This window comes from Paraburkholderia ultramafica (genome assembly GCF_902859915.1).
GTDB classification, from domain to species: domain Bacteria; phylum Pseudomonadota; class Gammaproteobacteria; order Burkholderiales; family Burkholderiaceae; genus Paraburkholderia; species Paraburkholderia ultramafica.
The window spans coordinates 25,845-52,006 of the sequence record NZ_CADIKK010000015.1 but is presented as its reverse complement, the minus strand read 5'-3'; the positions used below and the strand labels follow the sequence as shown (position 1 = coordinate 52,006).

Here is a 26,162-nt window from a genome sequence, read left to right as displayed (position 1 = left end):
GGCATGGCGTTTGTCGCCGGGAACCGTTTGCGCACGACCTTGGGCCGCCGACGCGGCTGACCAGTCTGGCTGGACTCGTCGGAACAATAAAGCACATCAGTCAGGGGCAACGGGCGCTTTAACACGATCTTCGCAGCGTGCTGGGCGGCGCGCAAGCGTCGTTTAGCGCGCGGCTTGCCGGTATCAAAGCGGGGTGCAGCACCGACGCCCGGGTCGAGGCGGTTCGGCTGCATTGACATCGAGCCGGGCGTGTCGATATCTTCAACGCCGACTTCCCGAGTGACGCGCATCATCGTCTCATCAAGGCCCATACTCGCGTCGACACACTCAGCCATCAGATCGACAAGCGCGCCGAAGCGAAAAAAAGTGGCGAGGTCAGCGCTTTACGTCATCACGATCACGAGTGGCCGATACACTGCGTATCGACCGCTCGTGTCGTTGTTTATCGACATCCGTCTTTTGTTGGCCCCGCCGCACCTCGTGCGATGCGTCGATTTCCCCGAACGCGATCCACGAAGACTTTAGCCGCCGCCGGCATTTGTTCACTGCTGTACTGGTCTGGTACTTCCCGGCTGCAACGTGTTTTTCTTATGATTCGCTTGGTGCAACAGCTATGCCATGAGGCCTCAAAGCCATGCGGGACAACGGCGTGCGATTCATGCGAACCCTCTGGAGCGTGCTTCGCGGCACGCAATGGATCGGATTTGAAACGCTGCCCCGCGCTGTGGCAGCGCTTCCTCGCGAGCCGGCGCACATCATCTTCTGGACGATGGGAAACCCGTAGACGGGTTGGCTAGCAACGGTTTGCCGAACGCTTCGGTCAGATATACCGGCGCCTGACTGACCGAAGTAGCACTTACCCGGCACGGACCGGGATGTTGCAAAGCTGAGACGAAAGCGGGTCCGCTCGAATGACTTGAGGGTTGACGCCGACGGCTCGCGTCAGCTCACAGCAGTGCCGTCAATTGAGCAACGCGTGCCTGAAACTGCTGCAACTCGTCGGCATGAAGCGGTGTCTTCTGCGGCAACTCGATCGTTAGCGGATCATGCGGCACGTGATGCACGTGGACCTCATAGTGCAAGTGCGGGCCGGTCGCCCAGCCGGTTTCGCCAACATAGCCGATCACCAGGTCGCGACTCACATGGCTGCCGCGGCGCAGCCCTTTCGCGAAGCGCGACAGATGAGCGAACGTCGTCGAGTACGGCGCCGGGTTCTGAATGACGATGACCTTCCCGTAGCCGGTCTGCTGACCAATGAAGCGGACCACGCCGCGCGCTGTCGCATGGACGGGCGTGCCTGCCGGCGCGGCAAGATCGACACCGTCGTGACTTTGCCAACGATACAGCACCGGATCGAGACGACGCAACGAGAAGCCCGACGACACCCGCGTAAAGTCCAGCGGATATCGCTCGAAAGAAGGTTTTGTGCTTGCGCCGTCTTTCGAATAGTAGAAGGGTTTGCCCTGAAGATGTTTCTACAGGAACGTCGTGCGCGGTCGCTCCACGGACGATGCGAACCGCAAGCGGTTCACGAGTCGCGCCGCTGTCCCTGCTTTCGTCGAACACCGCGCTGACGTGGTCGCCGGGTCGCAGATCGCGTGAAAAGTTGAGCTCGCCGCGCAACGCGCGGGCCAGATTAAGCTGCCCCCCAAAAAACGATGGGCACGCGCGCGGCGTGCGGATGCGTCGGATGACAACGACCGCATGTCGGTACAAGTCGTGCGAATGGCTGGCCGCCCCTGGCGACGCAGCGCATAGGAATGTCTTACGCCGCCATCTTTTGTCAAGACAACGAAGCAAGCATGTTCGACAACCGTCTGAGATGAGCCTTGAATGCGTCGCTCGCTTCGCGATCGGTCGTCGGGTTCAGATGCGACGTTTCGGCGAGTTCAACCTGCTCATGAAAGTCGTTGGCGATCTTGCGTTTGATGTCCGCAGGCAACGACCGCACGATGGAAACCAGCAAGGCCTCTTCGGCGTGCATCATGCCCAGAATCGAATGCGTGTCCATGCGAAAACCTCCGGTGAAGGCATCGTCAGTGCAGGCCAGCATGAGCGCTGGAGCGCTTCATGTTACCCCGTCGGCTCGAACCGCGGCGGCTGCATCGGATAGTCTGACGCCCGCACGCTGGCGACGTGCGCCCGATCGCCGTTACTCCGCGATCGAATAGCGCGACGGCCGGCTTTGCGGCGCTTTCGCCGGACGCTCGACACGCGGACTGGCGCCACGAATAAACAGGATCGCGCAGAAGGCGACCATGGCCCAGATGCAGAGAACTATCGTCAAAGCGCTCATTTCAGTTTTCAGAAGATCTGAGACTGCGATTGATACCGTCGGGAATTGCGGCCGCTCAGTGCCTCGTAGGTTGGTCGGTGACGCCGAACAGAAGCTCGTCGATCAGGCGCGTGGTCAGCGTCAGTTGCTGTTCGAGCGACGTGCGCGCAGCTTCGGCGCGAGCGATGTCGCTGCGTGCGACGGCCGCGTGAGTCTGCGCCGCGAGTTGCAACACGTTCTCCGACGCGCGTTGCAGCTGCTGCATCGCAGCGTCCGGACCCGGCGACGGGCTGTTCCATTCGGACGTGACCAGCTCCGGCAAGCCGGTTTTGAACTGTCGATCTTTGTCGTGGCGGGAAGACATCGCAGGCTCCTGGCGCGATTGGCGCGATTGGCACGATTGGCACAAAACCAGTTTGCGCCGGGCACGCGGTTTTCAATCTGTCGAACTGAAGCCGATTGTGCAGCCAATCCGGAGCCTTCAGAAAAGTGCGGCTTTCTGCTGAAGAATAGGCCGGGCCACGCATTGCGGCAAGCGCCCGGCCGCACCGTGCCGTGAACCCGCTTGCGTCAGCGGCTGGGTTCACGGCGCCGGCCGCCCATCCCCCTCATGCCGGGAAGTCCGTCGACGCCGACAGTGCCCTCCACGCCTGCGTTTCCTGCGTCACGTAGGCATTTTTCGCGGCGATGGCGGCCAACGTGTCGGTGCCGAGCGGAAGGCGCAGCGGTGGGTTCGGCGCGTCGGCCAGCACGACCAGCGCGTGCGCGAGCTTCTTCGGTCGCCGGGCTGGTTGTGATTCATTTGTGTGGCTTTACGGCGAACCGCGCCCGACGTTGCGTCGTAGTCGGCGATCACGTCTGGCGCAACCGTCAGCGACGACGCGTCCAGGAAGTCCGTGCGGAAGTAGCCTGGCTCGACGACCGTCGCGTGAATGCCGAGCGGTTTCAGCTCGTCACGCAGCGCCTCGGTGATGCCTTCCACGGCGAACTTCGTCGACGAATACACGCCGAATCCCGCCGCGCCGCGGTAGCCGCCGATCGATGAAATGTTGATCACATGGCCCGAGCGGTTCGCGCGCATGACCGGCAGCACGGCGCGCGTGACGTTCAGCAGGCCGAATACGTTCGTGTCGTGGAGAAGGAACTGGGCGTGCGGCTCTTTCACCGGACCACGCGCAAGCTCAGCCTGACCGAAGAAGGCCAGCGGCTGTTCGACAGTGTGAAGCCGGCGCTGGCCATCTTTTCGTCCGCGCTCGACGAGGCGCGGCGCTCGAAGGAAGAGGTGGGCGGCCTGCTGCGCGTCAGCGCGCCGCGAGCGCTCGGGCTTCCGGTTCTGTGGCCGTACTTCGAGCAATTCCAGCAGCTTTACCCGAACGTGCAGCTCGAAGTGCAATTCGACGATCACTTCACCGATCTCGTGACCGAGCGTGCAGATGTGGGATTTCGCGGCGGGCCGCCGCCGTCGGGCGGGTCGATTGCCCGCGCGCTCGTGCCGATTCAGCTGATCGTCTGCACGTCGCCGGAATACGTCGAGCGCCACGGTGCGCCGCAAACCATCGAGGAACTGGATCGGCACCGCTGCACCGGGTATCGGCGCGCCAACACGGGCAAGCTCGCACAGTGGCAATTCCGGATCGACGACGAGATCGTCTATCGCGACGTGCCGCCCGCCATCTGCGTGAACGACACGGAGATGGAAACGCAGGCGGTGCTATCGGGTTTGGGCATCGGGCAGTTGGGCAGCTTCAATGCCACGCCTCACATCAGAACCGGCCGGCTCGTCGCGTTGCTGCCGCAGCACATCACCGAGTACGGCACGGTCTATATCTACTACGGGCATCGCACCGAGCAGCCGTTGCGCTTGAAGACTTTCATCGACTTCATGATCGAAAGGATGGCCGGCAACACGAACTTCTTCCTCGATCCGTCCGAGCTGCGCGCCGCTCGTGCGCCACGGCGGGGCCGCACGGCGAGCGAGCGCGGCTAGTCTGGTTGCGAGGCGCGGCGCCGGTTTGCAGCGCCTCGCCTCAACCCGCAGCGACGACGTCGATGCGCAGTGCCTCGCCGCCCGCGGCGATCGCGAGCAGGAGGTCGACGTTCGGATGCGCACCCGGACGGTTGCGTGCGTCGGCCGTATGTTCGGCGAACAGTACGAGGCCGTGCTCGGCCGCTTTGGCGTCCAGCATGCCGAATGCCTCGCGCAGATAGTTGTACACCGCGAGCGAACCCTGCTTGCCCGGCTTGTTCTCGATGCTTGCGACCACGACGCTCTTGCCGTCGACCAGATCGATACGCGCGATACCGTCGATGGCCGGCATCTGCGCGAGATTCTCCTTGAATACGTTGCTCGGTTGACTCATGACAAACACTCCTTCTGTTCTAAAAATGGCAGGGCGGGCCGTATCTTATCCGATAGGGGTTGTGCGGCGGAGTTGGTTTACCTCGCGACGTATCAGAAAATCACGACCGCCATGATGACGCAGATGAACGGCGCCAATTACATGTACGCGAACACGTCCTGGGGCGAGTACTACTACCTTGTTGCGCTCAATAATTTCAAAGCGCACGGTATGCTCAACGAAGTTTTCAGCGACGCGCTGCTGGCTACGCTGCAAAGCCGCCTGAGTTTCTGCGACATGTTCGGCGCGGATGCAAGCGGAACGGCCAAATTCAGGCAGGCCACGAAGAACGCGACCTATGCGTCGGATCTCGACTTGCAGGTCCATACGGTGTTGACGTTCAGTCACGGCACCATGACGCGAACCGATACGCTGAGTTCTGGCACGTTGACTGGAAACATGTCGGTCGAAACGGACTTCACCTCATTCGCGGATTTCCCGAGCACTACCGCGAATAGCGTTGGCGTCTCGGTCAACTACGCGAACAGCAGTGCGACCAGCTATGGCACCACGGGTTTCGACAGTTGCGCGCTGTCTAACTTCGAGATGGCGGGCGGTGTTACCAATCCGCTGTCGACAACGCCGATTGGGCAACTGCATTCGAACTTTGCCTGCACGACGCATCCTTTCGCGCTGGCGGGCGGTAGTCGCACGTTGAGCTGGACGTTGAAATACGCTGACTTGAACTGAGCGTAGGAATGTGCCGGCCTTCAGAAGAAGGCCGGCATTTGAATGAGGATGTCTGAATTCCGTATGTCGGCAAGCGGTATGTTGCGCTTCCCGCTAACCGTGAGCAGCAATCAGTCAGTCGTCACCTGCAAGCTCGAACGTGCCCTCCATCACGCTGACACATCTGCCACCGACACGAACCTCCGCCCGCTGATCGCGCGTGTCGACGTGCGCGAACAGAATACTCGGGCGCCCCATGTCGACTCCCTGTGCAACACACAGCGATAACTCCGACACCCCTCGAACCTCGGCAATGAGCGCTGCCGTCGCGGCCATCGCGCTTCCGGTCGCGGGATCTTCCGTCATGCGCGGGGTGAACATGCGCGCCTGGAGGTCGCAGATCGTTCCCGCGTTGCCAACGCCGACGTCGCGCGTATAGGCATAGATCGACACGGCGCCGTCGATCGGCAGCAAGCCTTTGAACGCGCCGAGATTCGGCATACAGTGCCGCAACGCGTCGCGTGAAGCGAGCTCGACGATGAGAAACGGCAGGCCGACCGAAGCCACTTGAGGCGCATGCGCATCGATACGGACGTCGTCGGCGGTGAGCGACAGACAGGCGGCAACCCGGTTGGCGGAAACTTGCGACATTCGTGTCAAAGGCTCCGGCGCAACGAGTTCAGCGCCGACCACGGTCTCGCCCTCTTTCAATTGACGCACCGGGACCAGACCGGCTATCTCCTCGAACACGAGTAAATCCGGCAACGGCTTCTGTCGGGATGCTGCTTTTTCAGCAAGCGCAAATGCGGTGCCGATGTTGGGGTGTCCCGCGAAGGGTATCTCGCGGCTCGGCGTGAATATTCTTACCCATGCCGTATGAGCGGGGTTGCGGGCAGGCAGCACGAAGGTCGTTTCGCTGTACCCAAACTCGCTCGCGATTGCCTGCATCTGGCTAGCCGACAAGCCCTCCGCATCAAGCACGATGGCGACCGGATTGCCGCTGAACTTCGTGTCCGTGAATACATCGGCAGTGACGTAGCGGCGATTCATAGCGTTCCTCGGCTTCTCGATTGCATCTCCATGGGATGCCCTATTATCGCCATGAGCCGCCGATACGACAAATACAGTTTCCGCCATGCAAACCGGGCCAACCCTGCAATTGACCGCTTGATCAGCCTCACGATTCAGAACGGAATACTCCAAAAAAAGCCCGCTTTCGCGGGCAACCCTTCTCTACGCAACAGGCAACAAGCAATGCAACCCTGACACCTCACCCCTTCGTCGCCCCGAACGTCAACCCGGCGACAAAATGCTTCTGCATCGCAAAGAACATCGCGACCGATGGCAACGCGGCCAGAATCGACCCGGCCGAAACAAGATTCCATGCTGTCGTCCACTGCCCTTTCAACGCGGCGACGCCGACCGTGATCGGCGCGGCATCGTCGCCTTGCGTCAGACACAGCGCCCAGAAGTAGTCATTCCACACAAACGTAAACACGAGAATCGCCAAAGCCGCGAGCGCCGGACGAATCAACGGCAGCACGATTCTGAAGAACACCGTCCACTCGTTCGCCCCTTCGATCCGCGCCGCCTCGACCAGTTCGAACGGTAGCTGTTTAATGAAATTGCGCAGGAACAGCGCGCAAAAACCCGTCTGAAACGACACGTGAAACAGAATCAGCGCGCTCACCGTGTTGAACAAGCCGAGTTGCAACGACAGATCGCGCACCGGAATCATCAACACCTGCACCGGCACGAAATTCCCCGCGACGAACGTCGCGAACAACGTCGAATTGCCGCGAAACCGGTAGATCGCCAAAGCGAATCCGGCCATCGCCGCCAGTGCGATCGAACCGACCACGGCGGGCACCGTAATCAGCACGCTGTTCCAGAAGTAATGCAGCATCGGCGACGTGGTCAACGCCTCGCGATAGTTGTCGAACATCGCGAAGTGCTTCGGCCATCCCCAATAATTGCCCTCGCTCAGTTCTTCGGTCGAACGCACCGATGTGACGAGCACCGCGATCATCGGCAGCAGCCAGATCAGCAGCGCGATGGGCAAAGTCAGTTTGTATGCGCGGCGCGTGACTGGCTTCCATTTGTCGATCGGGATCGGAAACATGATCGGTTCCTTTATTGCTCGGTGCGCAGCATCCGCCGCAAGTGATAAACGATGTACACCAGCATGATGCCGAACAACACGACCGCCACCGCCGCCGAATAGCCAATGCGGTAGTACTTGATCGCCTGGTCGTACATGTAATAAGCGAGCACGGTCGAACTTTCGAACGGCCCGCCACCGGTCATCACCGAGATCAGATCGAAACTGCGCAATGCGCCGATGATGGTGACGACAATCGCCATGAACGTGGTCGGCCGCAGTTGCGGCAGGATCACGTGCCACAGCATCGACCATCCATGCGCGCCTTCCATGCGCGCGGCTTCGATCTGCTCGGCATTCAGCGACGTCAGACCAGTCAGATACAGAATCATGCAATAGGCGGTTTGCGGCCACAGGGCGGCGAACACGATCCCGAGCGTCGCATAGCGCGGGTCGCCGAGCACCGGCACGCCGTGGCCGAGCATCAGCGCGAGCAGGCCGAAGGTCGGGTCGTAGAACCACGAGAAGATCAAACCGACCACCACGCCGGACAACACGAACGGCGCGAAGAACAGCGACTTGACGATGCGGATGCCGGCCACCGCCTGATTCAGGTACAACGCGACGGCGAGCCCCATCGGCGGAGCGAGCAGGAACAGCACCAGCCAGATGAGGTTGTTCCGGAGCGCCGTATAGAACGTCGGCGTCTGGAACAACTCCACGTAGTTCGCGAGGCCGATGAACGACGGTTCGGTCATCCCGTCCCAGTTGAAAAAGCTCAGGCGGATGGTCGACAGGATCGGCCATACGACGTAGATGGCGACCATCACGCAGGCCGGTGCGAGAAACAGGAACGCGGCACGCCGCTGACGGCGCGCGGTCGGCGTGGGACGGCGCCGGCGCGACGCGGCCGGCGGCCCGCCGCGCACTGCGCCGCCCGGTGCGGGCAGGCCCGTACCGCCGGGTTCAACAGGACCGTCGACAGTGTGACGGCTGACGGAATGCGACACGATCATTCTCCTGTCGACCGGAGTTAGCGCTTTAGCTGTCGGCCGGAGTTAGTGCTTTAGCACTTACTCCGGGCCCATGCAAAGCACTTACTCCGGTCCCATGCGCTGTCGACCAGAGTTGGCGCTTCAGCGCCTACTCTGGTCCCATGCGCGGTCGACTGGAGTTAGCGCTTCAGCGCTTACTCCGGTCCCATGCAAGATGTTTGCCGATCGAATGCAACGGTTAGCGGCCTCACGGCCGCCACCGCTCACTTCTTGTAAATGCGCTTACGGGTTTGCTCGAGTTGCGCGAGTATGTCGTCAAGCTTGGTCGGATCGGAGACGAACTGCTGCATCCCCTTCATCCCTTCGTCGGCCATTTCCTTGGTCATATCGCGATCGTAGAACTGCGCGATACCGCCCTTCGTGTTCGACAGAATCTGGAAACCGATCTTGGAGATCGGATCTTCGGGTTCGGGCGACTTGCTGTTCGCCGACAGCGAGCCGAGTCCGGTCGCCAGTTGCGCGCCGATCTCAGGTGTCTCGACGAACGCGAGGAACGCATGCGCGTCCGCCTTGTTCTTCGCCTTCGACGGAATATGCAGCGATTCGACCGGACCATCTTCCGCGGTCGGCACCTTCGGGTCGATGACAGGGAACTGGAAGTAGCCCATTTGCGGCTTCACGTTCGGCGGGAAGCCGGCGGTGATGAAGGTGCCCATCAGCATCATCGCGGCCTTGCCCTGGAACAGGAACGGCTGCACCGCGTCCAGATCGTACGAGAGCGAATTGTCGATGAAATAGCCGGCGTCGAGCAATTGCTTCCACGTCGTGTAGACCTTCTTCACGTGCGGATCGGTGTACGGAATCTCGCCCGCCATCAGCTTCTGATGGAACGCGTTGCCGTTCAGACGCAGATCGAGATAGTCGAACCAGCCGGCGAGCGTCCACGCATCGCGGCCCGCGACGGCGATCGGCGTAATGCCGGCGGCCTTCAGCTTCTTGGCGGCGTCGAGAAACTGATCCCACGTTTTCGGCTCGCCGCTCACGCCGGCCTTCTCGAGCAGATCCTTGCGATAGAACAGGCCCCACGAGTAGTACACGGTCGGCGCAGCGTACTGCTTGCCCTTATACGACGACGCTTCCTTGGTCGACGCATACATGTCATTCCAGCCGTTCTTCGCCCAGTCGCCGCTCAGATCTTCGAACAGGCCGCGCTGCGCGTAATACGCCATCCGTTCGCCGTCATGCCAGTTGACGATATCGGGCGCGACGGTGGAGAGCCAGCCGGGCAACTGGACCTTGTACGCTTCTTCATCGACAAATGACACCTTCACGTCGACACCGGGATGCGCCTTCCTGAACTCGTCGATCACCGACTGCCAGACCGCGCGCTGGCTGGCGCCCTTGTACGCGACGTTGATCGTGAGCGTGCTGGCCTGCGCCGTGCTGATGGCCGAGGTCCCCACGGCCGCCGCGGCCAGTGCGAGTGCCAACAGAAACTTGCGTGGTTTCATTTTCATGTTGCCTGTCTCCTTTATGCCTTGATTTTGCGTCGTTGTCGTTACTGCATGGAATCCTCTTCAAGCCGGCTCGTCAGCGCGACCGGTAGACGGCCACGCCTTGCGGTGCGAGCGCACGTGACCCGATCACGAAAGCGTCGTCGGCGACGCCGGTGAGCGTGTGGGTGGCGTCGCCATAGTTGAACACATAGGTCAACGCGCCGCGCCGGCTGATGCGCACGCTGTCGCCAAGCCGCACGGTCTCGACGTTAGCTTCCTGCGCGATCCGCTCGAGCAGACGCACCGTCAGCGCGTCATCGAACAGGCTCGCGAAGTAATGGAACGCGCCGCTTCGCACATACGCGGGATGGCCGTCCGCGAAACGGGCACGCACGTCGAGCGCAACGGCCGCCTCGCTGTCGATGAAATCGCGCCAGTGACGCGCGCAGCCATCATCCGTACTCGCATCCTGACTGTCCACGAGACGCACGCCTTCGGTCACATTCGGCCGCATCGATTCGACGCGCCAGACGCGCGCCGGCAGCACCGAAGCCAGCGCGCCTGGCGGCAGATTGGTTGGAATGCGCACGTCGCGTGTCTTCGAACCGGTGCGCGGACCGAGCACCACCTGCGCGCCAGAGCGTGCGAGGCGCACGGCGAAATCGTCCGGCACGACCGGCAGCGGCGGCACGACGATCAGACTGTAGCCATCCAGCGGCGCGTCGACCGGCACGACATCGACGTCGAGTCCGAGCGCACGCAGCGCCGAGTAATACTCGAACGCGAAGCGCGGATAGTGAAAGTCCGCCCCTTGCGGATGAATCTCGAACAGCCACTTCGCCTCGTAGTCGTACATGAGCGCGACCTTCGAGCGGATCGCCGCGTTGGCGTCGGCCTGCGCGGCGAGCACCGTGCGAATCTCGCCGGCCACTTGCGCTGCCTCGTTGCCGCCGACGTCGAGCCGGTTATCCGGCGTGTTCAGTCCCGCGTGCATCTGCTCCTGCGCGAATGGCGCCTGGCGCCAGCGGAAATACGACACGCAGCCCGCGCCGTGCGCGAACGCCTCCCAACTCCACAGCCGCACCATGCCCGGCAGCGGCGCCGGATTCCACATCGCCCAGTTCACCGGACCCGGCTGCTGCTCCATCACCCAGAACGGCAGCTTCGACATGCCACGATAGATGTCGTGATTGAACGACGCGAAGTCGGGATGGCCGCTGCGCAGCCAGCGCGCCTTCACGTCCGGTGCAAACCATTGCTCTTCGAGCGCGCCGAGAGGATAGCTGTCCCAACTCGCGACATCGAGATCGGCAGCGACCTTGTAATGATCGAACTCGGTAAAGAGCTGCATGAAGTTGTGCGCGACCGGGCGGCCCGGCGAATGCGCGCGAATGATCTCGACCTGCATGCGGTTATAACGCGCCACTTCGTCGGACGCGAAACGCCGGTAATCGAGGCGGTGTGAAGGATGCGCTTCGGTCACGGTCGCCACCGGCGCGTCGATCTCGTCGAAGCTGCGGTACTCCATGCTCCAGAACACGGTGCCCCACGCCTCGTTCAATGCGTCGATCGTGTGATAGCGCGCCTTCAGCCATTCGCGAAAGCGCGCGAGCGCCGCCGGCGAATAACTGACCACCGTGTGATGGCAGCCGAATTCGTTATCGATCTGCCAGTACGCGACCGCCGGATGCTTGCCGTAGCGCTCCGCGACCGCCGTGCAGATGCGTTGCGACGCGGTGAAATACGACGGCGACGAGAAGTCGTAGTGACGCCGCGAGCCGAACGCGCGCGGACGGCCGTCCGCGCCGATCGGCAGAATGTCCGGATGACGATCGATCAGCCACTTGGGCGGCGTCGCGGTCGGCGTGCACATGACGACCTGCAGCCCGGCCGCGCCCAGCACATCGATCGCGCGATCGAGCCAGCCCCAGTCGTATTCGCCAGACGTCGGCTCGATGCGGCTCCACGCGAATTCTGCGATCCGCACCTGTGCGATGCCGAGGGCTTTCATCCGGCGAGCGTCGTCTTCCCACATCGACTCCGGCCAGTGTTCCGGGTAATAACAGACTCCAAGGCGCATCCCAATGTCCCTCAATTTTCTTCAGGCGTAGTGTTCGACGGATTCGAGCGAAGCGGCCGCAAAGCCGTCTTCGGCAAACAGGTGGCAAGCGAGCCGGGGCACGCGCAAGCTCGCGCGATCCCCTGGAGCCAGGCGCGTATCGCCCGGCGCTTTGGCGATCAGCACGGCGCCGCCGGGCTGATCGAGGTGAACGTAGCTGTGCTCGCCGAGTTGCTCGACGAGTGACACGGTGCGCACCAGCACACCGTCCGCGGGCGCGTCGGACGCTGCGCCGCCAAACTCCAGGTGTTCGGGACGCACGCCGAGCGTGACGGATTGCGCGGCTTGCAGACCCGCGCCGCTCACCGGCACACGCACGTTTTCCGCCGTGTGATCGAGCGTCACGAGCACGCCTCGCGGATCGATCGACGCCACTTTCCCCGGCAGGAAATTCATCCGCGGCGAGCCGATGAAGCCAGCGACGAAGCGGCTCTTCGGACGGTGGTACAGCTCGAGCGGCGCGCCGATCTGCGCGATGCTGCCGTAGCGCTCGGTGTCCTTGCCCGAGTGCAGCAGCACGATCTTGTCGGCAAGGGTCATCGCCTCGATCTGGTCGTGCGTCACGTAGACCACGCTGGCTTTGGCGAACTGCTTATGCAGCCGCGCGATCTCGACGCGAGTCTGGCCACGCAACGTGGCGTCGAGATTGGACAGCGGTTCGTCGAACAGAAACACGCCGGGCTCGCGCACGATGGCCCGGCCGATCGCCACGCGCTGCCGCTGCCCGCCCGAGAGCGCCTTCGGCCGACGCTCGAGCAGCGCCTCCAGTTGCAGGATGCGCGCGGCTTCCCGCACCTTGCGGTCGATTTCTTCTTTAGGAGTCTTGGCGAGCTTGAGGCCGAAGGCCATGTTCTCGAACACGGTCATGTGCGGAAACAGCGCGTAGCTCTGGAACACCATCGCCACGCCGCGCTGCGCGGCCGGCACGTCGTTGACGAGCCGCCCGCCGATCGACAGGTCGCCGTCGCTGAGATCTTCGAGGCCGGCGATCATCCGCAGCAAGGTGGACTTGCCGCAGCCGGATGGACCGAGAAACACACAGAACTCGTTTTCCGCGATCTCGAGATCGACGTCGCGGATCACTGGCGCGCCGTCGCCATACACCTTCTGCACGCCTCTTAACGAAATGCTCGCCATTGCATCGACTCCGTGATTTAATCAGCTCGAAGCCGGAGATTAAGCGCTTAATCAGCGAGGCCGAAAAAAATCGATCGCATGCGATCGCCGGGCCTTGCCTGTCTCCGATGTCGTTTGTCTGTGCGACAGATGGTGCCGCGCCTTGGACTGCGATGCAAATGTCGAACAGCCGTCCCAAATATTGAAAACAACATGCCCACACTCAGCGAAGTCGCGCGTCATGCCGGCGTCACTCCCGCGACCGTGTCGAACGTGCTGCGCAATCGCGGCCGCGTCGGCGCGACGACCCGCCAGCGGGTTCTCGACGCCGTCGACGCGCTCGGCTACCGCCCGCACCTCGCCGCCCGCGCGCTTGCCGAAGGCCGCGCGCCGACGCTCGCGCTGATGGTGTCGAGCATCGCCAATCCGTTCTATCCGGAGTTCGCACTCGCCGTCGAACGCGCGGCCCGCGCGAGCGGCCACTTCGTGATCATCTGCAATACTAATGAAGATCCATTGAGCGGCCGCGCGTATCTCGACCAGATTGCCGGGACGCTCTCCGAAGGCGTGCTCGTGACGAACGCGAACCTCGACTTCGCCGACCTTCACACGACCGAAGCGCGCGGCACGCCGGTGGTGCTGTGCATGTGGGAGCGGCCGCAGGAGCCGCCGGGACTGCCGTGCGTCGCGGTCGATTTTCGGCGCGCGGGCGAGCTGGCCGGTGCGCATCTGCTGGAACTCGGCCATCGGCGGATCGGCGCGATTGTCGGCAGCAAGGCCTCGGGGATTCACGCGGTGCGCTACGAAGGTTTTGTCGACGCGCTGCGCGCGGCCGGCGCGCCGAAGAACCGCGTCCGACACGCAGCCGATACGATCCACGGCGGCTACGTCGCGGCCCGCGCGCTGCTCGAAGCCGATCCGAAGCTCACCGCGATCTTCGCGACCAACGATCTGCCCGCGCTCGGCGCGATGCACGCCGCTGCCGATCTCGGCCTGAACGTGCCGGGCGACCTGTCCGTAGTCGGCATCACCGACATCCAGCTCGCGCGCGAATCGCGGCCCGCGTTGACGACGGTGGCCGTGCCGACGGTCGAAGTCGCCGACCTCGCGGTGTCGCTGCTGCGCGAGCTGATCGAGTCGTCATATGGACAGGCGGGGCGCGGCGCGGCAAACGTGCCGATGCGGATTTCGTCCGCGCCTGAACTCGTGGTGCGGGCTTCCACCGGTGCACCCCGCGCGCGGTGATGTAGCCGGAACAGCGGCGGGGCACTTCAGGGTTCGCTGAATACCCGCGCGACGCAAGCCATTTGCCGTCGAAAACGCCTTATCCATATTTCAAACGCCTTTCACACGAGCCAGGACTTTCCCGAAGTCCCTGCCCTCGACTTTGCACCGCAGCACGACCTCCAAGCCGCGCCACGTAAGGCCCGCCGCCTTCCGGCGGGGTTTTCGCGCGGCAGCTTCCATTCGAAACACTTTCTTGACGCGCGTCGCTGCGCCTGCTGTACTAAATCAACCAAAGTGATTTAGGCGGCAAGTTTCGACAAGCTTCGCTACAAACCGTCGTCGCCGCGCATCAAGTCAAAAAACCAGGTTGCAGCCGCGCAGCGTTCGCGCCGCAACCACCACGCAGTCCACACCGTCGTCGTTGCCCATAACCGGAGGAGCGTCCCATGAATCTGAATTCCCGCAGGCATCCTGTCACCAGCAAAATCGTGTCGATGTGCGTCGCGGCGTCGGCGGTATGGTGTGCGAGCGCGAGCCAGGCGGCCGATCAGCCGGTCGTCGGCCTGATCACCAAGACCGACACCAACCCGTTCTTCGTGAAGATGAAACAGGGCGCCGAAGCGGCCGCGTCGAAAGACGGCGCAAAGCTGATCACCGCCGCCGGCAAGTTCGATGGCGACAACGCGAGCCAGGTCACCGCGATCGAAAACATGATGACGGCCGGTGCGAAAGCGATTCTGATCACGCCGAGCGACACCAAGGCGATCGTGCCGAGCATCAAGAAAGCGCGCGCCGCCGGCGTGATGGTCGTTGCGCTCGATACGCCGACCGATCCGCAAGACGCCACCGACGCCCTATTCGCCACCGACAACTTCAAAGCGGGCGTGCTGATCGGCAAATACGCGAAGGCCGCGCTGAACGGCAAGCCCGCGAAGATCGCCACGCTCGATCTCGCGCCCGGCGTATCGGTCGGCGTGCTGCGTCACAACGGCTTCCTGGAAGGCTTCGGCGTGAAGGAAGGCGACCCGTCGGTGGTCTGCAGCCAGGACACGCGCGGCGATCAGGCGAAGGGCCAGACGGCGATGGAAAACTGCCTGCAGAAGTCACCGGACATCAACGTCGTCTACACGATCAACGAACCGGCCGCAGCGGGCGCGTATCGCGCGCTCAAAGCGGCGGGCAAGGACAAGAGCGTGATGATCGTGTCTATCGACGGCGGCTGCGAAGGCGTGCGCAACGTGAAGGCCAGCGCGATCGCCGCGACCTCGCAGCAGTATCCGCTGAAGATGGCCTCGCTCGGCGTGAGCGCAGGTGTCGACTATGCGAAGACCGGCAAGAAGGTCTCCGGCTATCAGGACACGGGCGTGACGCTGATCACCGACAAGCCGATGTCCGGCATCGACAGTAAGGATACGAAGTTCGGCCTCGACAACTGCTGGGGCAACAAGTAACGCGCACCGTAGAGCGGCCCGCCGCGGCGGGCCGCCTGAATTACCGCGTGGCTTTCGCGTCACGTTCATGTATCGAGGATCATCCATCATGTCAACTCCTTCCGCGCCCGCCAGCCATTCACGCACCTTCACCGACCGCTTGCCGTCGCTTGCCGAGGTCGGGCCGCTGATCGCACTGGTGCTGGCCTGCGCCTTCTTCATCTCGCAGAGCAGCCGCTTCCTGTCGTTCCAGAACCTCTCGCTGATCCTGCAACAGACCATGGTGGTCGCGGTCATCGCGATCGGCCAGACGCTGATCGTGCTGACCGGCGGCATCGATCTGTCGTGCGGCATGGTGATGGCATTCGGCTCGATCATCATGACCAAATTCGCGGTCACGCTAGGCGTGCCGCCGATACTCGCGATTCTGTGCGGAATCGCTGCGAGCACGCTGTTCGGCGCGCTCAACGGCGTGCTGATCACGCGCATCAAACTGCCCGCGTTCATCGTCACACTGGGTACGCTGAATATCGCGTTCGCGCTCACGCAGATCTATTCGAACGCGGAGAGCGTGTCGAACCTGCCGGACGCGATCATGTTCTTCGGCAACACGTTCAAGCTCGGGCCGGCCGACGTCACGTACGGCACGGTGCTGACCTTGCTGATGTATCTGGCCACCTGGTTCGTGCTGCGCGACACGGTGCCCGGCCGGCACCTGTACGCGCTCGGCAACAACGCCGAGGCCGCGCGGCTGATGGGCCTGTCGTCGCAGAAGATCCTGCTCACCGTATATTCGCTGGCCGGCGCGATCTACGGGATCGCCGCGCTGCTGTCGGTGTCGCGCACCGGCGTCGGCGATCCGCAGGCGGGGCAAACCGAGAACCTCGACAGCATTACTGCGGTCGTGCTGGGCGGCACGAGCCTGTTCGGCGGACGCGGCTCGATCGTCGGCACGCTGCTCGGCGCGTTGATCGTCGGCGTGTTCCGCAATGGCCTGACGTTGATCGGCGTTTCTTCGGTCTACCAGGTGTTGATTACCGGCATGCTGGTGATTCTCGCGGTAGCCGCGGACAAACTCTCCCATCGTCGCGGTTAAGTACTTAACGGCAAAATTCTTTCACGGGGCCTGAGTAAGCGCTGAAGCGCCAACTCAGGCCGACAGGAGCCCGTCATGTCGACCCCTGGTTCAGCTTCCACCGCGATGCCCGTTCTGCAGGCGCGCGGACTCATCAAACGTTATGGCAACGTGACCGCGCTCGACGGTTGCGATTTCGAAGTGCTGCCCGGAGAAATTCTCGCCGTGATAGGCGACAACGGCGCGGGCAAATCGTCGTTGATCAAGGCGCTGTCCGGCGCCACCGTACCGGACGAAGGCGAGATTCTGCTCGACGGCAAGCCGGTCAAATTCCGCAGTCCGCTGGACGCGCGTGCGCAAGGCATAGAGACCGTGTACCAGGAACTCGCGGTGGCGCCTGCCATGAGCATCGCCGAAAACCTGTTCCTCGCCCGCGAACTGCTCAAGCCAGGCTGGCGCGGCTCGCTCTTCAAGATGATCGACAAGCGCCGCATGCTCGAAGAAGCGACCGCGCATATGAAGGATCTGCAGATCGGCATCCGCTCGATGCGCCAGGCGGTCGAAACGCTGTCCGGCGGCCAGCGTCAGGGCGTCGCCGTGGCGCGCAGCGCGGCCTTTGCACGGCACGTGGTGATTCTCGACGAACCCACCGCCGCGCTCGGCGTGAAGGAAGGCAACATGGTGCTCGAACTGATCCGGCGCGTGCGCGATCGCGGCCTGCCGGTGATCCTGATCAGCCACAACATGCCGCACGTGTTCGAGGTCGCCGACCGCATTCATATCCAGCGCCTCGGCCGGCGCGCCGCGCTCGTCAACAGGAGCGACGTGCACATGTCGGAGGCGGTCGCGATCATGACCGGCGCGAAGGAAGCCGACGTCAAGGCGATTGCATGACGCGAGCCTTCAACTGAGCGGGGTCACGACGATGGATACCAGCGGCGCGCGCTCGCCCCTCAAACGCACGGTCGGCTCGAATCAGGTCGGCATGCGGCAGTTCAACGAGCGCATCGTGTTGCAGACGATCCGCCTGCACGGACCGCTGCCGAAAGCCGACGTGGGCCGCCTCACGCGTCTGTCGATGCAGACGGTGTCGATGATCGTCGACCGTCTGATCGACGACGGCCTGCTCGAAAAGCAGGCGCGCGTACGCGGCAAAATCGGCCAGCCGTCGGTGCCGATCGCGTTGCGCGCGGACGGCGCGTACACGATCGGCATCAAGGTGGGACGCCGCAGTCTCGACGTGCTGGCGATGGACTTCGCCGCTCACGTGGTGAGCCGCGATGTCTTCGAGTACGCGTATCCCGATCCGCGCACGCTGTTCCCCGCGCTCGAAAGCAAACTGGCGCGCGTGAATCAGACGCTTGGCGAGAAGGCCGGCAAGGTGGTCGGCGTGGGCGTCGCGGCGCCGCTGTGGCTCGGCGGCTGGCGCGACTTTCTCGGCGCGCCGCCCGACGCGCTGGAGGCCTGGAACGAGATCGACTTGCGCACCCGCATCGCCACGATGACGGGCCTGCCCGTCGAGTTCGCCAAAGACACCACGGCCGCCTGCGCCGCCGAACTCGTGATGGGCCAGGGCCGCGGCATTCACAATTTTCTGTATCTGTTCGTCGGCACCTTCATCGGCGGCGGCCTCGTGGTCGACGGCCGGCTGCATGGCGGACCGCACGACAACGCGGGCGCGGTCGGTTCGATTCCGCTGCGCGACGGCAGCGCGCGCAAACCCGCGCGGCAATTGCTGCACGCGGCCTCGGGCTTCGTGCTGGAAAAGCTGTTCCGCGATGCGGGCGCGCCGGCCGCCGCCGCGCACGATCATCGCGCGCTGTTGCCCGAGCTATGGCGGCACACGGAGCAATGGCTCGATAGCGCGTGTCCCGCGATCGCCAACGCGCTGACCAATGCGGCCGCGTTGCTCGACCTCGAAGCGATTGTGATCGACGGTGAATTCGACCGGCAACTGGTGCGCGAAATCATTCGCCGTACCGAGCGCGTGCTCGATCGTTTCGAATGGGAAGGGATGGTGCGCCCGCAATTGCTGGAAGGCGCGATCGGCGCCGATGCGCGTGCGATGGGCGGCGCGATTCTGCCGCTGTATGCGCACTTCGCGCCGGTGCATGAGCTGTTCCTCAAACCGGCGGCGTCCGAAACGGCTTATTGAGCCAGGCGCTGCCCGTGCCTGCCTGCGTTACCCGTCAAGCGCGGAGATCGCTGGCAACATCCCCGGTTATAAATCGAGACCCGCCTCCACACGCGCTCACTGCTCAGAGACCTTCGTGACAGAAACAGTCTTCGCAGCCGGACTGGCCAGCAAAGGTTGCAACACTGGCGCCATCGACTTCAGCAACTGCACCGACAGCGCGCTCGTGAATTCGTAACGCGCCGCATACGGTTCATGCACCCACGCGGTCAGCGTGCCGTAGAAACGGTCGCCCATCGCGAACACGAAGGTGGCGCTGCGATTCACCTTGCGCGACTCGATCAGCCGCCCGCCTTTGGCGAACACGTTGAAGCGCTGATCGCCGGTGCCCGTCTTGCCGTACACCGCGAGCGTCTGCCCATCGGGGAACGTCATGCCCTGCGCGAGACGCTTCGCCGTGCCGCCCGTCACGACATCGCGCAACAGCGTTCGCACCACCCCCGTGATCTCCGGCGACAACTGCTGCTGCGGCGCCACCGCCGCGCGCTGGAAGTGCGTTTCGTACGGCGTGTCTTTCGCGAAGTCGAGTTGGGTGAGGCTTTCGGTCGGCACTTTGTTGCCGTCGTTGGCGATCACGCCGATCAGCTGCGCGAGCGCAGCGGGCCGGTCGCCCGACGCGCCGATCGCCGCCGCAAACGAAGGCGTGAGCGTCGCGAACGGATAGCCGAGCGCCTGCCACGATTTGCCGATCGCGTCGAACGCGCGCAGTTCGACCATCCGTTTGATGCGGCGGTCCTGGGTCGCGTGATAGCGCGTCTTGAAGAGCCACGAATACGTCGACAGACGCACCTCGCGGCTCGCGTTCTGAATCTCGTTGAGCGTAGCGGCGGGATGTGCGCGCAGATAGTTGAGCGTCCACAGTTCAAGCGGATGGACGCTCGCGATGTAGCCGCGGTCGTTCAGATTGAAGCGGTCGATCGCGTATTTGGCGTACAGGTTCGCCAGATCCTCATCGTCGAGCATCGACGCGGCCGGCGTGTTCTTCAACGCCGCGCGCATCTTCGCACTGAACCACGCATTCGACTCGTCCGGCGCGACGCTGCGCAACACGGTCGCCACTTTGGGCGGCGACTTGCGCACGCCTAGCAGCAACAGCGCCAACGCCTGATCGGGCGTCTTGCCGTGATACTTCGTGTAGAAGCGGTTCATGTACACGCGGCTCTCCTGATCGGCGAAGCGCGTCAGATACATCTTGCGGATCGCCGGATCGCCCAGCCATTGCGCCGACGGCCCGGTCGTCTGCACCATCTCGTAGTGGACGATGTCGCGCATCAGCCGCACGAACACCAGATTCACCGAGTGCTGGAACGCGCGGTGGATGGTGAGGATGCGGCTGTTGTCGTCGGCCTCGAAATTGTTGAAGGTCTGCGCGCCGCCGCCCGTGTAGAACGTCTCGCCGGGACTGGCCGAGTACTTGCGTTCCACGGCTGCATCGAGCATTGCTTGCAGCGAGCGGTCCGAGGTATGCGCGAGATAGTCGAGCGCCCAGTGCGTGAGCCAGTCGTTCGGATCGGGCTTCACGGCTTTCAGCTGCGCTGTGCTCAACCGTGCATAACGCGTATGCAGGTCGGAGACGATCTGCAAATACGTGACCAGGGTACGCAGTTTCGCCGTCGAACCGAGATTGAGCCGCGCGCCGGAGTTGATATCGAACGGCTGGTTGACGCTGTCGGTTTGCACACGCACGAGGTTCGCGCCGTCACGCCGTTCGAACAGCGTGAAGCTGTACGCGATTTTCGACGGGTCGTCCGAAGCGCGCAGCATTTCGTAACCAACCAGGCCCGCCGCTTTCGCACCGTCGCGTGTCGCGGCGGCCGCGAGCCGTTCGCTGACGGCCTGCTGCACCGCGTTGTTGAGCGTGCCCTTCGCTTGCAGATCGAGACGGTCGAGTTCATAGAAACTCGGCACACCGAGTGCCTCCAGCAGATGCGAGCGCATCGACGTGACGGCCTTGCGCGACACGAACGATTCGGCGCTCTGCGTTTTGGCGGGCGTACGGTGCAGTTCGACATGCGCGGACAGCGCGGCATCGCGCAACGGCATCGACACAACGCCGCCGGTCGCCAGCAGCCGCAGATAGCTGTCGGTCAGCCGTTCGAGTTCGGCATAGCCGTGATGCAGGAAATACGAGGGCGCGCGTTGCGCGATCATCAACGAGAGCACCTCGCGGAACGCCTTGCCTTGCTCGGCCAGGTTCTGTTCGGTCGACGGCGCATTCAACACACGGTTGACCTCGTCGAAATCGCGTCCGTACCACGCGGCGAGACCGTCGCCAATGCCGTTGATTTCGCCGATTCCCGGTTGCGCGGCAAGCGGCACCGAGTTCAGATAGCGGACGACGATCTGCTGACGCGCCGGCAGCGTCTGCGGACCATTCAGATAGGCCCGCACCGAAGCGGATGCGATCTGCCGCAGTTTCTCCGGCGGCGTCGCCGTGCGGCCGCCGGCGGAGTGGCGGAATTTCTCGATCTGCGTGGCGAGCGTGCTGCCGCCGGGCGTCGACTGATGGTGATTGAAAACGCGCAGGCCCTGGTCGGCCACTGCGCGGCTGAAGCGTCCCCAGTCGATCGCCGGATTGCGGTCCGGCTGGCTCGGATCGAGCAGATAGCGGTCTTCGATAAACAGCAGCGAATTCACGACCAGCGGCGGGATCGCATCGAAATCGTCATACACGCGGCCCGGAAATTGCGCGTCGTAAAGCGGCGCGCCGGTGCCGTCGAAAAGTTGCAGGCCAGCGGTATCTTTTTCAGCGTACGGCAGAAACAGGCCGTTATCGGCTAACGACAGCATCCGCTCGGAATTGCGCGCCTGCGCGCTGATTTCAAACCCGCGTTGCAGCAGGCGCTGCTGGATCGCAGGCAGCAACGCGTAGCCGAGCCGGCTGTCGTAAGGGCCTTTGTCAGTTTGCGGAAAACGGATTGAATGACTGGGACCGTCGGCGACGGAAAAGCCGACGTCGCGGGTCAGCTCGGACAGGTAGCGCGCCTGCAGCCGTGACGTTTCGATCTCGACCTGGACAAGCCGTGCCACCCATGCCAGCGCGAGCACGAACGCCGCCACCAGCCCCCATTTGAGCCACTTCCAGACAGACGCGGTGCCGGTCGCGCGAAGCGGAAACCGAAGCAGTGGCCGATTCATGGCTGCTCTCCCCGAGCGATAGCCAGGCTCCCGACCCTGGCTCACTTCAAACCAGTGTAGGCTGAACCGGAAGCGGCCATCGGTCGGATTTACCCGACGTGTCGTGGCTACAACACCTCTTCGCAACCCATAGCAAAATGCGAATCGCCGTGAGATATTGAAGGTCCTCCACGTACTGAAAAATATATCGAAAAAGCGCTGTTTCAGGCGGTTTTTCGCTTCTGCACCGCCCGTTTTTGCACTCGCGCCGGCGGCGGCTCCGGCACCTGTCCACGCAACAATTCGATGAATTGCTCGGCCGGCGGCGACAGCACGCCGCCTTTGCGTGTCACGACGCCGAAGGTTTGCGAAGGCGACTTCAGCCTGACCGGCACCACGCGCAGCATCTTCCGCTGGACGAACATCGCGGCAATCGCGCTCGGCAGCAATGAAACCAGTTCGGGGCTGCTGTGCAGTAACGCGACTGTCACGAACGTGGATGCCGTCGAAATCGGGCTGTCCGGCATCTCGAGGCCGGCCAGATCCATTTCCCGTTCGAGCAACGCGTGCAACGGCATGTGCGACGGATACATCACCCAACGATGACCGGCGAGATCGCGCAACGGTACTTCCTTCTTCGGCAACGGTGGATGGCTGTAGCCCACCACCACCGACAACGGCTCGTCGCCTAGCGGACGATAGTGATACTTCGACGGATCGGCCGCCACCGCCGCGCGGCCGATCACCAGGTCGAGCCGGCCGTCGTCGAGTTGCGGCAGCATCCGCGCGCTGGTGTCTTCCACCACTTCGATTGAAAGGTTCGGCTGCCCGGCATGCAGCCGGTTCAGCGCCGGCACCACGCACGCCGGAATCGCGCCCATGATCGCGCCGACCGCGAGCCGCCCGCCGCGCCCCGAGCGTATTTCGGCGACGTCCTGGCACAGCGCGGTCAGATCCGTCGCCACGAGGCGCGCGTAGCGGATCACGCAATGGCCGAGCTGGTTCGGGATCATGCCGGTCTTCGAGCGCTCGAAGAGCGGCGCGTCGAGCATCGACTCCAGTTCCTGCAACGCTTTGCTGGCCGCAGACTGCGTCATCGACATCGCGCCGGCGGCTTTGTGGAGCGACTTCAGGTCGTCGAGCGCGATCAGCAATTGCAGTTGCTTTATCCGGAGTTTCGACAGCAGGACGTTCAGGGTGTCTTTCATGGCGCGCGGGTTGCAATCGGCGAGTCGCGATGGGCGAGTTACAGGGGGTGAGTCGCAAAAGCGATCACAAGATGGAAACAATTCAATATACCTGCGGTGCGGGCCGCCGTATAGTCGGCGCTGGAGACATTCAAATACCTTCGCCGACCACCACGGACAACGACCTCACCATGACCCAGGCATCCCATCCAGCCGCATTGCGCGGCGTGTTCCCGGTCGCGCCGACCATCTTCGACGACGCCGGCCGTCTCGACCTCGAAGGCCAGAAACGCTGCATCGACTTCATGATCGATGCGGGTTCGAACGGCCTGTGCATTCTGGCGAACTTCTCCGAGCAGTTCGCCCTTTCCGACGACGAGCGCAACACGCTGATGCACGTCGTGCTCGAACACGTCACGGGCCGCGTGCCGGTGATCGTCACGACCACGCATTTCAGCTCGCACCAGTGCGCCGAACGCAGCCGCAGCGCGCAAGCCGCGGGCGCCGCGATGGTGATGATCATGCCACCGTATCATGGCGCGACGATCCGCATCGGCGAGCGCGGCATCTATGAGTTCTATCGTACGGTGTCCGATGCAGTTCAGATTCCGATCATGATCCAGGATGCGCCGGTCAGCGGCACCGCGTTGTCCGCACCGTTTCTCGCCCGCATGGCGCGCGAGATCGACAACGTGTCGTACTTCAAGATCGAAGTGCCGCAAGCGGCGAACAAGCTGCGTGAGCTGATCGAACTGGGCGGCGATGCGGTGGCGGGTCCGTGGGACGGCGAAGAAGCCATCACGCTGATGGCCGATCTGGATGCGGGCGCGACCGGCTCGATGACCGGCGGCGGTTACGCCGACGGCATTCGTCTGATCGTCGACGCCTATGCGGCAGGCGATACCGAAGCGGCCGCCGCGCACTATCAGCAGTGGCTGCCGCTGATCAACTACGAAAACCGCCAGGGCGGCCTCGCGTCGTGCAAGGCGCTGATGAAGGAAGGCGGCGTGATTCGCTCGGACGCGGTGCGTCATCCGTTCCCGGCAATGCACCCGGCCACCCGCGAAGGATTGTTGAAAGTCGCACGGCGGCTCGATCCGCTGGTGCTGCGCTGGGGCCGCTAAAGCGAGTCCTGAAGCCCGTCCATTGGCACCCGGCAGCCCGCGTTGACTGGCATCGAAGCGCGGGCAAGCCAACCCATTGCGGTCCGAATGCTTGCCGGCTGATCGACAAGCGTTCGGGAAGAAATTGAGTAACATAGGCCCGCAAAGCTCAACCTACTTCTTCCCATGACCGCCAATCCTCGAGAACTGACGCCGGAAACCCTCGCCGCGCTGCTCGAACGCATTGCCGGGGAAGATGCCGCGGCATTGCGCGAGCTATATGATCTCGCCGCGCCGAAACTGTTTGGTCTCGCGCTCCGTATATTGAGCAGGCATGAATGGGCCGAAGAAGTCTTGCAGGACAGCTTCGTCAATATCTGGCGCTTTGCCGGCGAATATCGCCGCACGCTGTCGGCCCCGATGACGTGGATGTCGGCGATCGTCCGAAACCGTGCTCTCGATCATCTGCGGCGGGTCAACACGCAGGAAACCGAATGGAGCGATGCGTTGGATGATCTCGTGGCAACCGGCGATCCGGATCCCGAAGCGTTGACCGCGGTCAGCCTGCAAGCACGCTTGCTGGCCGGCTGCATGCAGCAGCTGGAACCGGCGCAGCGTCAGGCGGTGGCGCTCGCGTACCTGCACGACCGGAGCCATAGCGAGATCGCGGAAGTGCTGACGGTGCCGCTCGGCACCATCAAATCCTGGATCAGGCGCGGCCTCGCCAAGCTGAAAACCTGCCTGGGAGGCGAGTGATGAATCTGACTCGCTATCCTCAGCTCGTCGATCTGCTGGCTGCCGAGTACGTGCTCGGCACGTTGCGCGGCGGCGCGCGGCGGCGTTTTCAGCGGTATGCGGATCAGGACCCGGCGATCCGTACAGCGATCGACGAATGGCAGCGGCGCATTTCGCCGATGGCCGAACTCGGAGAGCCGCGCGTGCCGCCGACGGCCGTATGGGAAGCCATCGAGCGGCGTCTGGGCCTGACTGATGTACGCAACAGCGTACGTGACAACGCGCGCGAGGCCGCGCAGCCGCTCACCGTGGCGGAAACGCCGGCGCGTCCGTCGCGCAGCCTGTTCGACACCCTCGCGTTCTGGCGCGGCTGGGCGATTGGCGTGACGGGGCTGGCCGCCATCGCTGTGGTGGTCGCGGTGCGCTCGCTGTTGCCGTCCACGACGCCACCGGCCACCGCGCCGAGCGTCGCACAGCAAGCGGAAGCGGCCGTTTCGCACGTCGCCGTGCTGAACGACAAGGACGCGCATCCGGTCATGCTGGTGGCGTGGGATGAAACCCACTCGACGATGATGCTGCATCCGCTCGGCAAGGTCGACCTGCCCCCTGGCCGCGAGATGGAGCTGTGGGGTATTCCGGCGAGCGGGCATCCGGTATCGCTCGGCATGCTGCCGAACGACGCGAGCGGCAAGGTCACGGCTGGTCAGCAGACGCCGGAGAGTTACGAGGCGTTGGCGGTGTCGATCGAAGCGCCGGGCGGCTCGCCGGATCACAATGCGCCGAGCGGTCCGGTGGTGTTCACCGGCAAGCTGCTGCCGGTGTCCTGAGCCGGGTCATCCGCCGTCTGCCAGGCCGGCGTTCGCTGCGGCGAATGCCGGCCTTTTCCTTTTGTTAGCGCATCGCTTCATGGGTACTGCAGCGGCG

Annotated in this window: 21 protein-coding genes and 2 pseudogenes; 10 read left to right on the top strand and 13 right to left on the bottom strand. The window is 63.4% G+C overall.

All coding sequences use genetic code 11. From position 1 onward, the window contains the following. Nucleotides 1–947: 947 nt before the first annotated feature. The 4 genes and pseudogenes from HV744_RS37330 to HV744_RS17180 all read right to left on the bottom strand — a co-directional run. On the bottom strand, nt 948–1,385 hold the full coding sequence (locus HV744_RS37330) for a M23 family metallopeptidase (protein ID WP_246279074.1): 438 nt from the start codon (nt 1,383–1,385) through the stop codon (nt 948–950). 398 nt (nt 1,386–1,783) lie between these two features. Next, nucleotides 1,784–2,011: a hypothetical protein gene (locus HV744_RS17190; RefSeq protein WP_175150677.1), complete on the bottom strand. Its 228-nt coding sequence runs from the start codon at nt 2,009–2,011 to the stop codon at nt 1,784–1,786. A 340-nt stretch (nt 2,012–2,351) separates the two neighbouring features. Next, nucleotides 2,352–2,639 carry a hypothetical protein gene (locus tag HV744_RS17185; RefSeq protein ID WP_175150676.1) on the bottom strand — a complete coding sequence of 96 codons (288 nt, stop codon included), beginning with the start codon at nt 2,637–2,639 and terminating at the stop codon, nt 2,352–2,354. Between the two features lie 244 nt (nt 2,640–2,883). Beyond that, nucleotides 2,884–3,413, bottom strand: a pseudogene (locus HV744_RS17180) (SDR family NAD(P)-dependent oxidoreductase); the annotation flags it as partial. Between HV744_RS17180 and HV744_RS17175 the strand changes: the two are divergent. Continuing rightward, entirely contained in the window at nt 3,333–4,262 is a 930-nt protein-coding gene (locus HV744_RS17175) for a LysR family transcriptional regulator (RefSeq protein WP_175150675.1), read from the top strand. The pseudogene HV744_RS17180 and the gene HV744_RS17175 sit on opposite strands and share 81 nt — an antisense overlap. Nucleotides 4,263–4,302: 40 nt before the next feature. Here the strand turns inward: HV744_RS17175 and HV744_RS17170 are convergent, their stop codons facing one another. Next, nucleotides 4,303–4,635, bottom strand: coding sequence for a DUF2322 family protein (locus HV744_RS17170; RefSeq protein ID WP_175150674.1), 333 nt, complete (start codon nt 4,633–4,635; stop codon nt 4,303–4,305). A gap of 300 nt (nt 4,636–4,935) precedes the next feature. On the opposite strand from HV744_RS17170, the pseudogene HV744_RS17165 reads away from it, so the two are divergent. Beyond that, nucleotides 4,936–5,364 (top strand): annotated as a pseudogene (locus HV744_RS17165) (hypothetical protein); the annotation flags it as partial. A gap of 114 nt (nt 5,365–5,478) precedes the next feature. Here the strand turns inward: HV744_RS17165 and HV744_RS17160 are convergent. From HV744_RS17160 to HV744_RS17135, 6 genes are all read right to left on the bottom strand, one after another. Further along, entirely contained in the window at nt 5,479–6,393 is a 915-nt protein-coding gene (locus HV744_RS17160) for a PhzF family phenazine biosynthesis protein (protein WP_175150673.1), read from the bottom strand. A 220-nt stretch (nt 6,394–6,613) separates the two neighbouring features. Continuing rightward, nucleotides 6,614–7,465 carry a carbohydrate ABC transporter permease gene (locus tag HV744_RS17155; protein ID WP_175150672.1) on the bottom strand — a complete coding sequence of 284 codons (852 nt, stop codon included), beginning with the start codon at nt 7,463–7,465 and terminating at the stop codon, nt 6,614–6,616. An 11-nt stretch (nt 7,466–7,476) separates the two neighbouring features. Further along, nucleotides 7,477–8,460, bottom strand: a complete 984-nt coding sequence (locus HV744_RS17150) for a carbohydrate ABC transporter permease (protein WP_175150671.1) — start codon at nt 8,458–8,460, stop codon at nt 7,477–7,479. A 242-nt stretch (nt 8,461–8,702) separates the two neighbouring features. After that, the gene (locus HV744_RS17145; protein ID WP_175150670.1) at nt 8,703–9,956 is read right to left on the bottom strand and encodes an ABC transporter substrate-binding protein; all 1,254 of its coding nucleotides are present in this window, start codon (nt 9,954–9,956) and stop codon (nt 8,703–8,705) included. A 73-nt stretch (nt 9,957–10,029) separates the two neighbouring features. Then, entirely contained in the window at nt 10,030–12,015 is a 1,986-nt protein-coding gene (locus tag HV744_RS17140; protein WP_175150669.1) for a beta-galactosidase, read from the bottom strand. Between the two features lie 21 nt (nt 12,016–12,036). Continuing rightward, nucleotides 12,037–13,191 carry an ABC transporter ATP-binding protein gene (locus tag HV744_RS17135; RefSeq protein WP_175150668.1) on the bottom strand — a complete coding sequence of 385 codons (1,155 nt, stop codon included), beginning with the start codon at nt 13,189–13,191 and terminating at the stop codon, nt 12,037–12,039. A 192-nt stretch (nt 13,192–13,383) separates the two neighbouring features. Between HV744_RS17135 and HV744_RS17130 the strand changes: the two genes are divergently transcribed. The 5 genes from HV744_RS17130 to HV744_RS17110 all read left to right on the top strand — a co-directional run bounded on the left by HV744_RS17130 (nt 13,384) and on the right by HV744_RS17110 (nt 19,057). Beyond that, nucleotides 13,384–14,415, top strand: a complete 1,032-nt coding sequence (locus HV744_RS17130; RefSeq protein WP_175150667.1) for a LacI family DNA-binding transcriptional regulator — start codon at nt 13,384–13,386, stop codon at nt 14,413–14,415. A 428-nt stretch (nt 14,416–14,843) separates the two neighbouring features. Beyond that, nucleotides 14,844–15,848: a sugar ABC transporter substrate-binding protein gene (locus HV744_RS17125; RefSeq protein ID WP_175150666.1), complete on the top strand. Its 1,005-nt coding sequence runs from the start codon at nt 14,844–14,846 to the stop codon at nt 15,846–15,848. A gap of 88 nt (nt 15,849–15,936) precedes the next feature. After that, a complete protein-coding gene (locus tag HV744_RS17120; protein ID WP_175150665.1) occupies nt 15,937–16,923 on the top strand; it encodes an ABC transporter permease in 987 nt (328 codons plus the stop codon). Between the two features lie 75 nt (nt 16,924–16,998). Next, complete coding sequence (locus HV744_RS17115) at nt 16,999–17,796, top strand: ATP-binding cassette domain-containing protein (RefSeq protein ID WP_175150664.1); 798 nt, start codon at nt 16,999–17,001, stop codon at nt 17,794–17,796. A gap of 31 nt (nt 17,797–17,827) precedes the next feature. Further along, nucleotides 17,828–19,057: an ROK family transcriptional regulator gene (locus HV744_RS17110; protein WP_175150663.1), complete on the top strand. Its 1,230-nt coding sequence runs from the start codon at nt 17,828–17,830 to the stop codon at nt 19,055–19,057. A 96-nt stretch (nt 19,058–19,153) separates the two neighbouring features. On the opposite strand, the gene HV744_RS17105 is transcribed toward HV744_RS17110, so the two are convergent. Together HV744_RS17105 and HV744_RS17100 are read right to left on the bottom strand one after the other, a co-directional pair. Beyond that, nucleotides 19,154–22,234, bottom strand: coding sequence for a transglycosylase domain-containing protein (locus tag HV744_RS17105; protein ID WP_175150662.1), 3,081 nt, complete (start codon nt 22,232–22,234; stop codon nt 19,154–19,156). A gap of 203 nt (nt 22,235–22,437) precedes the next feature. Further along, entirely contained in the window at nt 22,438–23,421 is a 984-nt protein-coding gene (locus tag HV744_RS17100) for a LysR family transcriptional regulator (RefSeq protein WP_175150661.1), read from the bottom strand. Nucleotides 23,422–23,591: 170 nt separating this feature from the next. Between HV744_RS17100 and HV744_RS17095 the strand changes: the two genes are divergently transcribed. The 3 genes from HV744_RS17095 to HV744_RS17085 all read left to right on the top strand — a co-directional run bounded on the left by HV744_RS17095 (nt 23,592) and on the right by HV744_RS17085 (nt 26,065). Continuing rightward, nucleotides 23,592–24,524: a dihydrodipicolinate synthase family protein gene (locus tag HV744_RS17095; protein ID WP_175150660.1), complete on the top strand. Its 933-nt coding sequence runs from the start codon at nt 23,592–23,594 to the stop codon at nt 24,522–24,524. Nucleotides 24,525–24,689: 165 nt separating this feature from the next. Continuing rightward, the gene (locus tag HV744_RS17090; protein ID WP_175150659.1) at nt 24,690–25,259 is read left to right on the top strand and encodes an RNA polymerase sigma factor; all 570 of its coding nucleotides are present in this window, start codon (nt 24,690–24,692) and stop codon (nt 25,257–25,259) included. Next, complete coding sequence (locus HV744_RS17085) at nt 25,259–26,065, top strand: anti-sigma factor (protein WP_175150658.1); 807 nt, start codon at nt 25,259–25,261, stop codon at nt 26,063–26,065. Before HV744_RS17090 ends, HV744_RS17085 begins: the two co-directional genes overlap by 1 nt. The last annotated feature ends 97 nt before the right edge of the window (nt 26,066–26,162 follow it).

Excerpts from the sequence above, each read along its gene's own strand:
- HV744_RS17190 (WP_175150677.1), bottom strand. The coding sequence starts at position 2,011 with ATGGACACGCATTCGATTCTGGGCATGATGCACGCCGAAGAGGCCTTG.
- HV744_RS17185 (WP_175150676.1), bottom strand. The coding sequence starts at position 2,639 with ATGTCTTCCCGCCACGACAAAGATCGACAGTTCAAAACCGGCTTGCCG.
- HV744_RS17175 (WP_175150675.1), top strand. The coding sequence starts at position 3,333 with ATGGCCCGAGCGGTTCGCGCGCATGACCGGCAGCACGGCGCGCGTGAC.
- HV744_RS17170 (WP_175150674.1), bottom strand. The coding sequence starts at position 4,635 with ATGAGTCAACCGAGCAACGTATTCAAGGAGAATCTCGCGCAGATGCCG.
- HV744_RS17160 (WP_175150673.1), bottom strand. The coding sequence starts at position 6,393 with ATGAATCGCCGCTACGTCACTGCCGATGTATTCACGGACACGAAGTTC.
- HV744_RS17155 (WP_175150672.1), bottom strand. The coding sequence starts at position 7,465 with ATGTTTCCGATCCCGATCGACAAATGGAAGCCAGTCACGCGCCGCGCA.
- HV744_RS17150 (WP_175150671.1), bottom strand. The coding sequence starts at position 8,460 with ATGATCGTGTCGCATTCCGTCAGCCGTCACACTGTCGACGGTCCTGTT.
- HV744_RS17145 (WP_175150670.1), bottom strand. The coding sequence starts at position 9,956 with ATGAAAATGAAACCACGCAAGTTTCTGTTGGCACTCGCACTGGCCGCG.
- HV744_RS17140 (WP_175150669.1), bottom strand. The coding sequence starts at position 12,015 with ATGCGCCTTGGAGTCTGTTATTACCCGGAACACTGGCCGGAGTCGATG.
- HV744_RS17135 (WP_175150668.1), bottom strand. The coding sequence starts at position 13,191 with ATGGCGAGCATTTCGTTAAGAGGCGTGCAGAAGGTGTATGGCGACGGC.
- HV744_RS17130 (WP_175150667.1), top strand. The coding sequence starts at position 13,384 with ATGCCCACACTCAGCGAAGTCGCGCGTCATGCCGGCGTCACTCCCGCG.
- HV744_RS17125 (WP_175150666.1), top strand. The coding sequence starts at position 14,844 with ATGAATCTGAATTCCCGCAGGCATCCTGTCACCAGCAAAATCGTGTCG.
- HV744_RS17120 (WP_175150665.1), top strand. The coding sequence starts at position 15,937 with ATGTCAACTCCTTCCGCGCCCGCCAGCCATTCACGCACCTTCACCGAC.
- HV744_RS17115 (WP_175150664.1), top strand. The coding sequence starts at position 16,999 with ATGTCGACCCCTGGTTCAGCTTCCACCGCGATGCCCGTTCTGCAGGCG.
- HV744_RS17110 (WP_175150663.1), top strand. The coding sequence starts at position 17,828 with ATGGATACCAGCGGCGCGCGCTCGCCCCTCAAACGCACGGTCGGCTCG.
- HV744_RS17105 (WP_175150662.1), bottom strand. The coding sequence starts at position 22,234 with ATGAATCGGCCACTGCTTCGGTTTCCGCTTCGCGCGACCGGCACCGCG.
- HV744_RS17100 (WP_175150661.1), bottom strand. The coding sequence starts at position 23,421 with ATGAAAGACACCCTGAACGTCCTGCTGTCGAAACTCCGGATAAAGCAA.
- HV744_RS17095 (WP_175150660.1), top strand. The coding sequence starts at position 23,592 with ATGACCCAGGCATCCCATCCAGCCGCATTGCGCGGCGTGTTCCCGGTC.
- HV744_RS17090 (WP_175150659.1), top strand. The coding sequence starts at position 24,690 with ATGACCGCCAATCCTCGAGAACTGACGCCGGAAACCCTCGCCGCGCTG.
- HV744_RS17085 (WP_175150658.1), top strand. The coding sequence starts at position 25,259 with ATGAATCTGACTCGCTATCCTCAGCTCGTCGATCTGCTGGCTGCCGAG.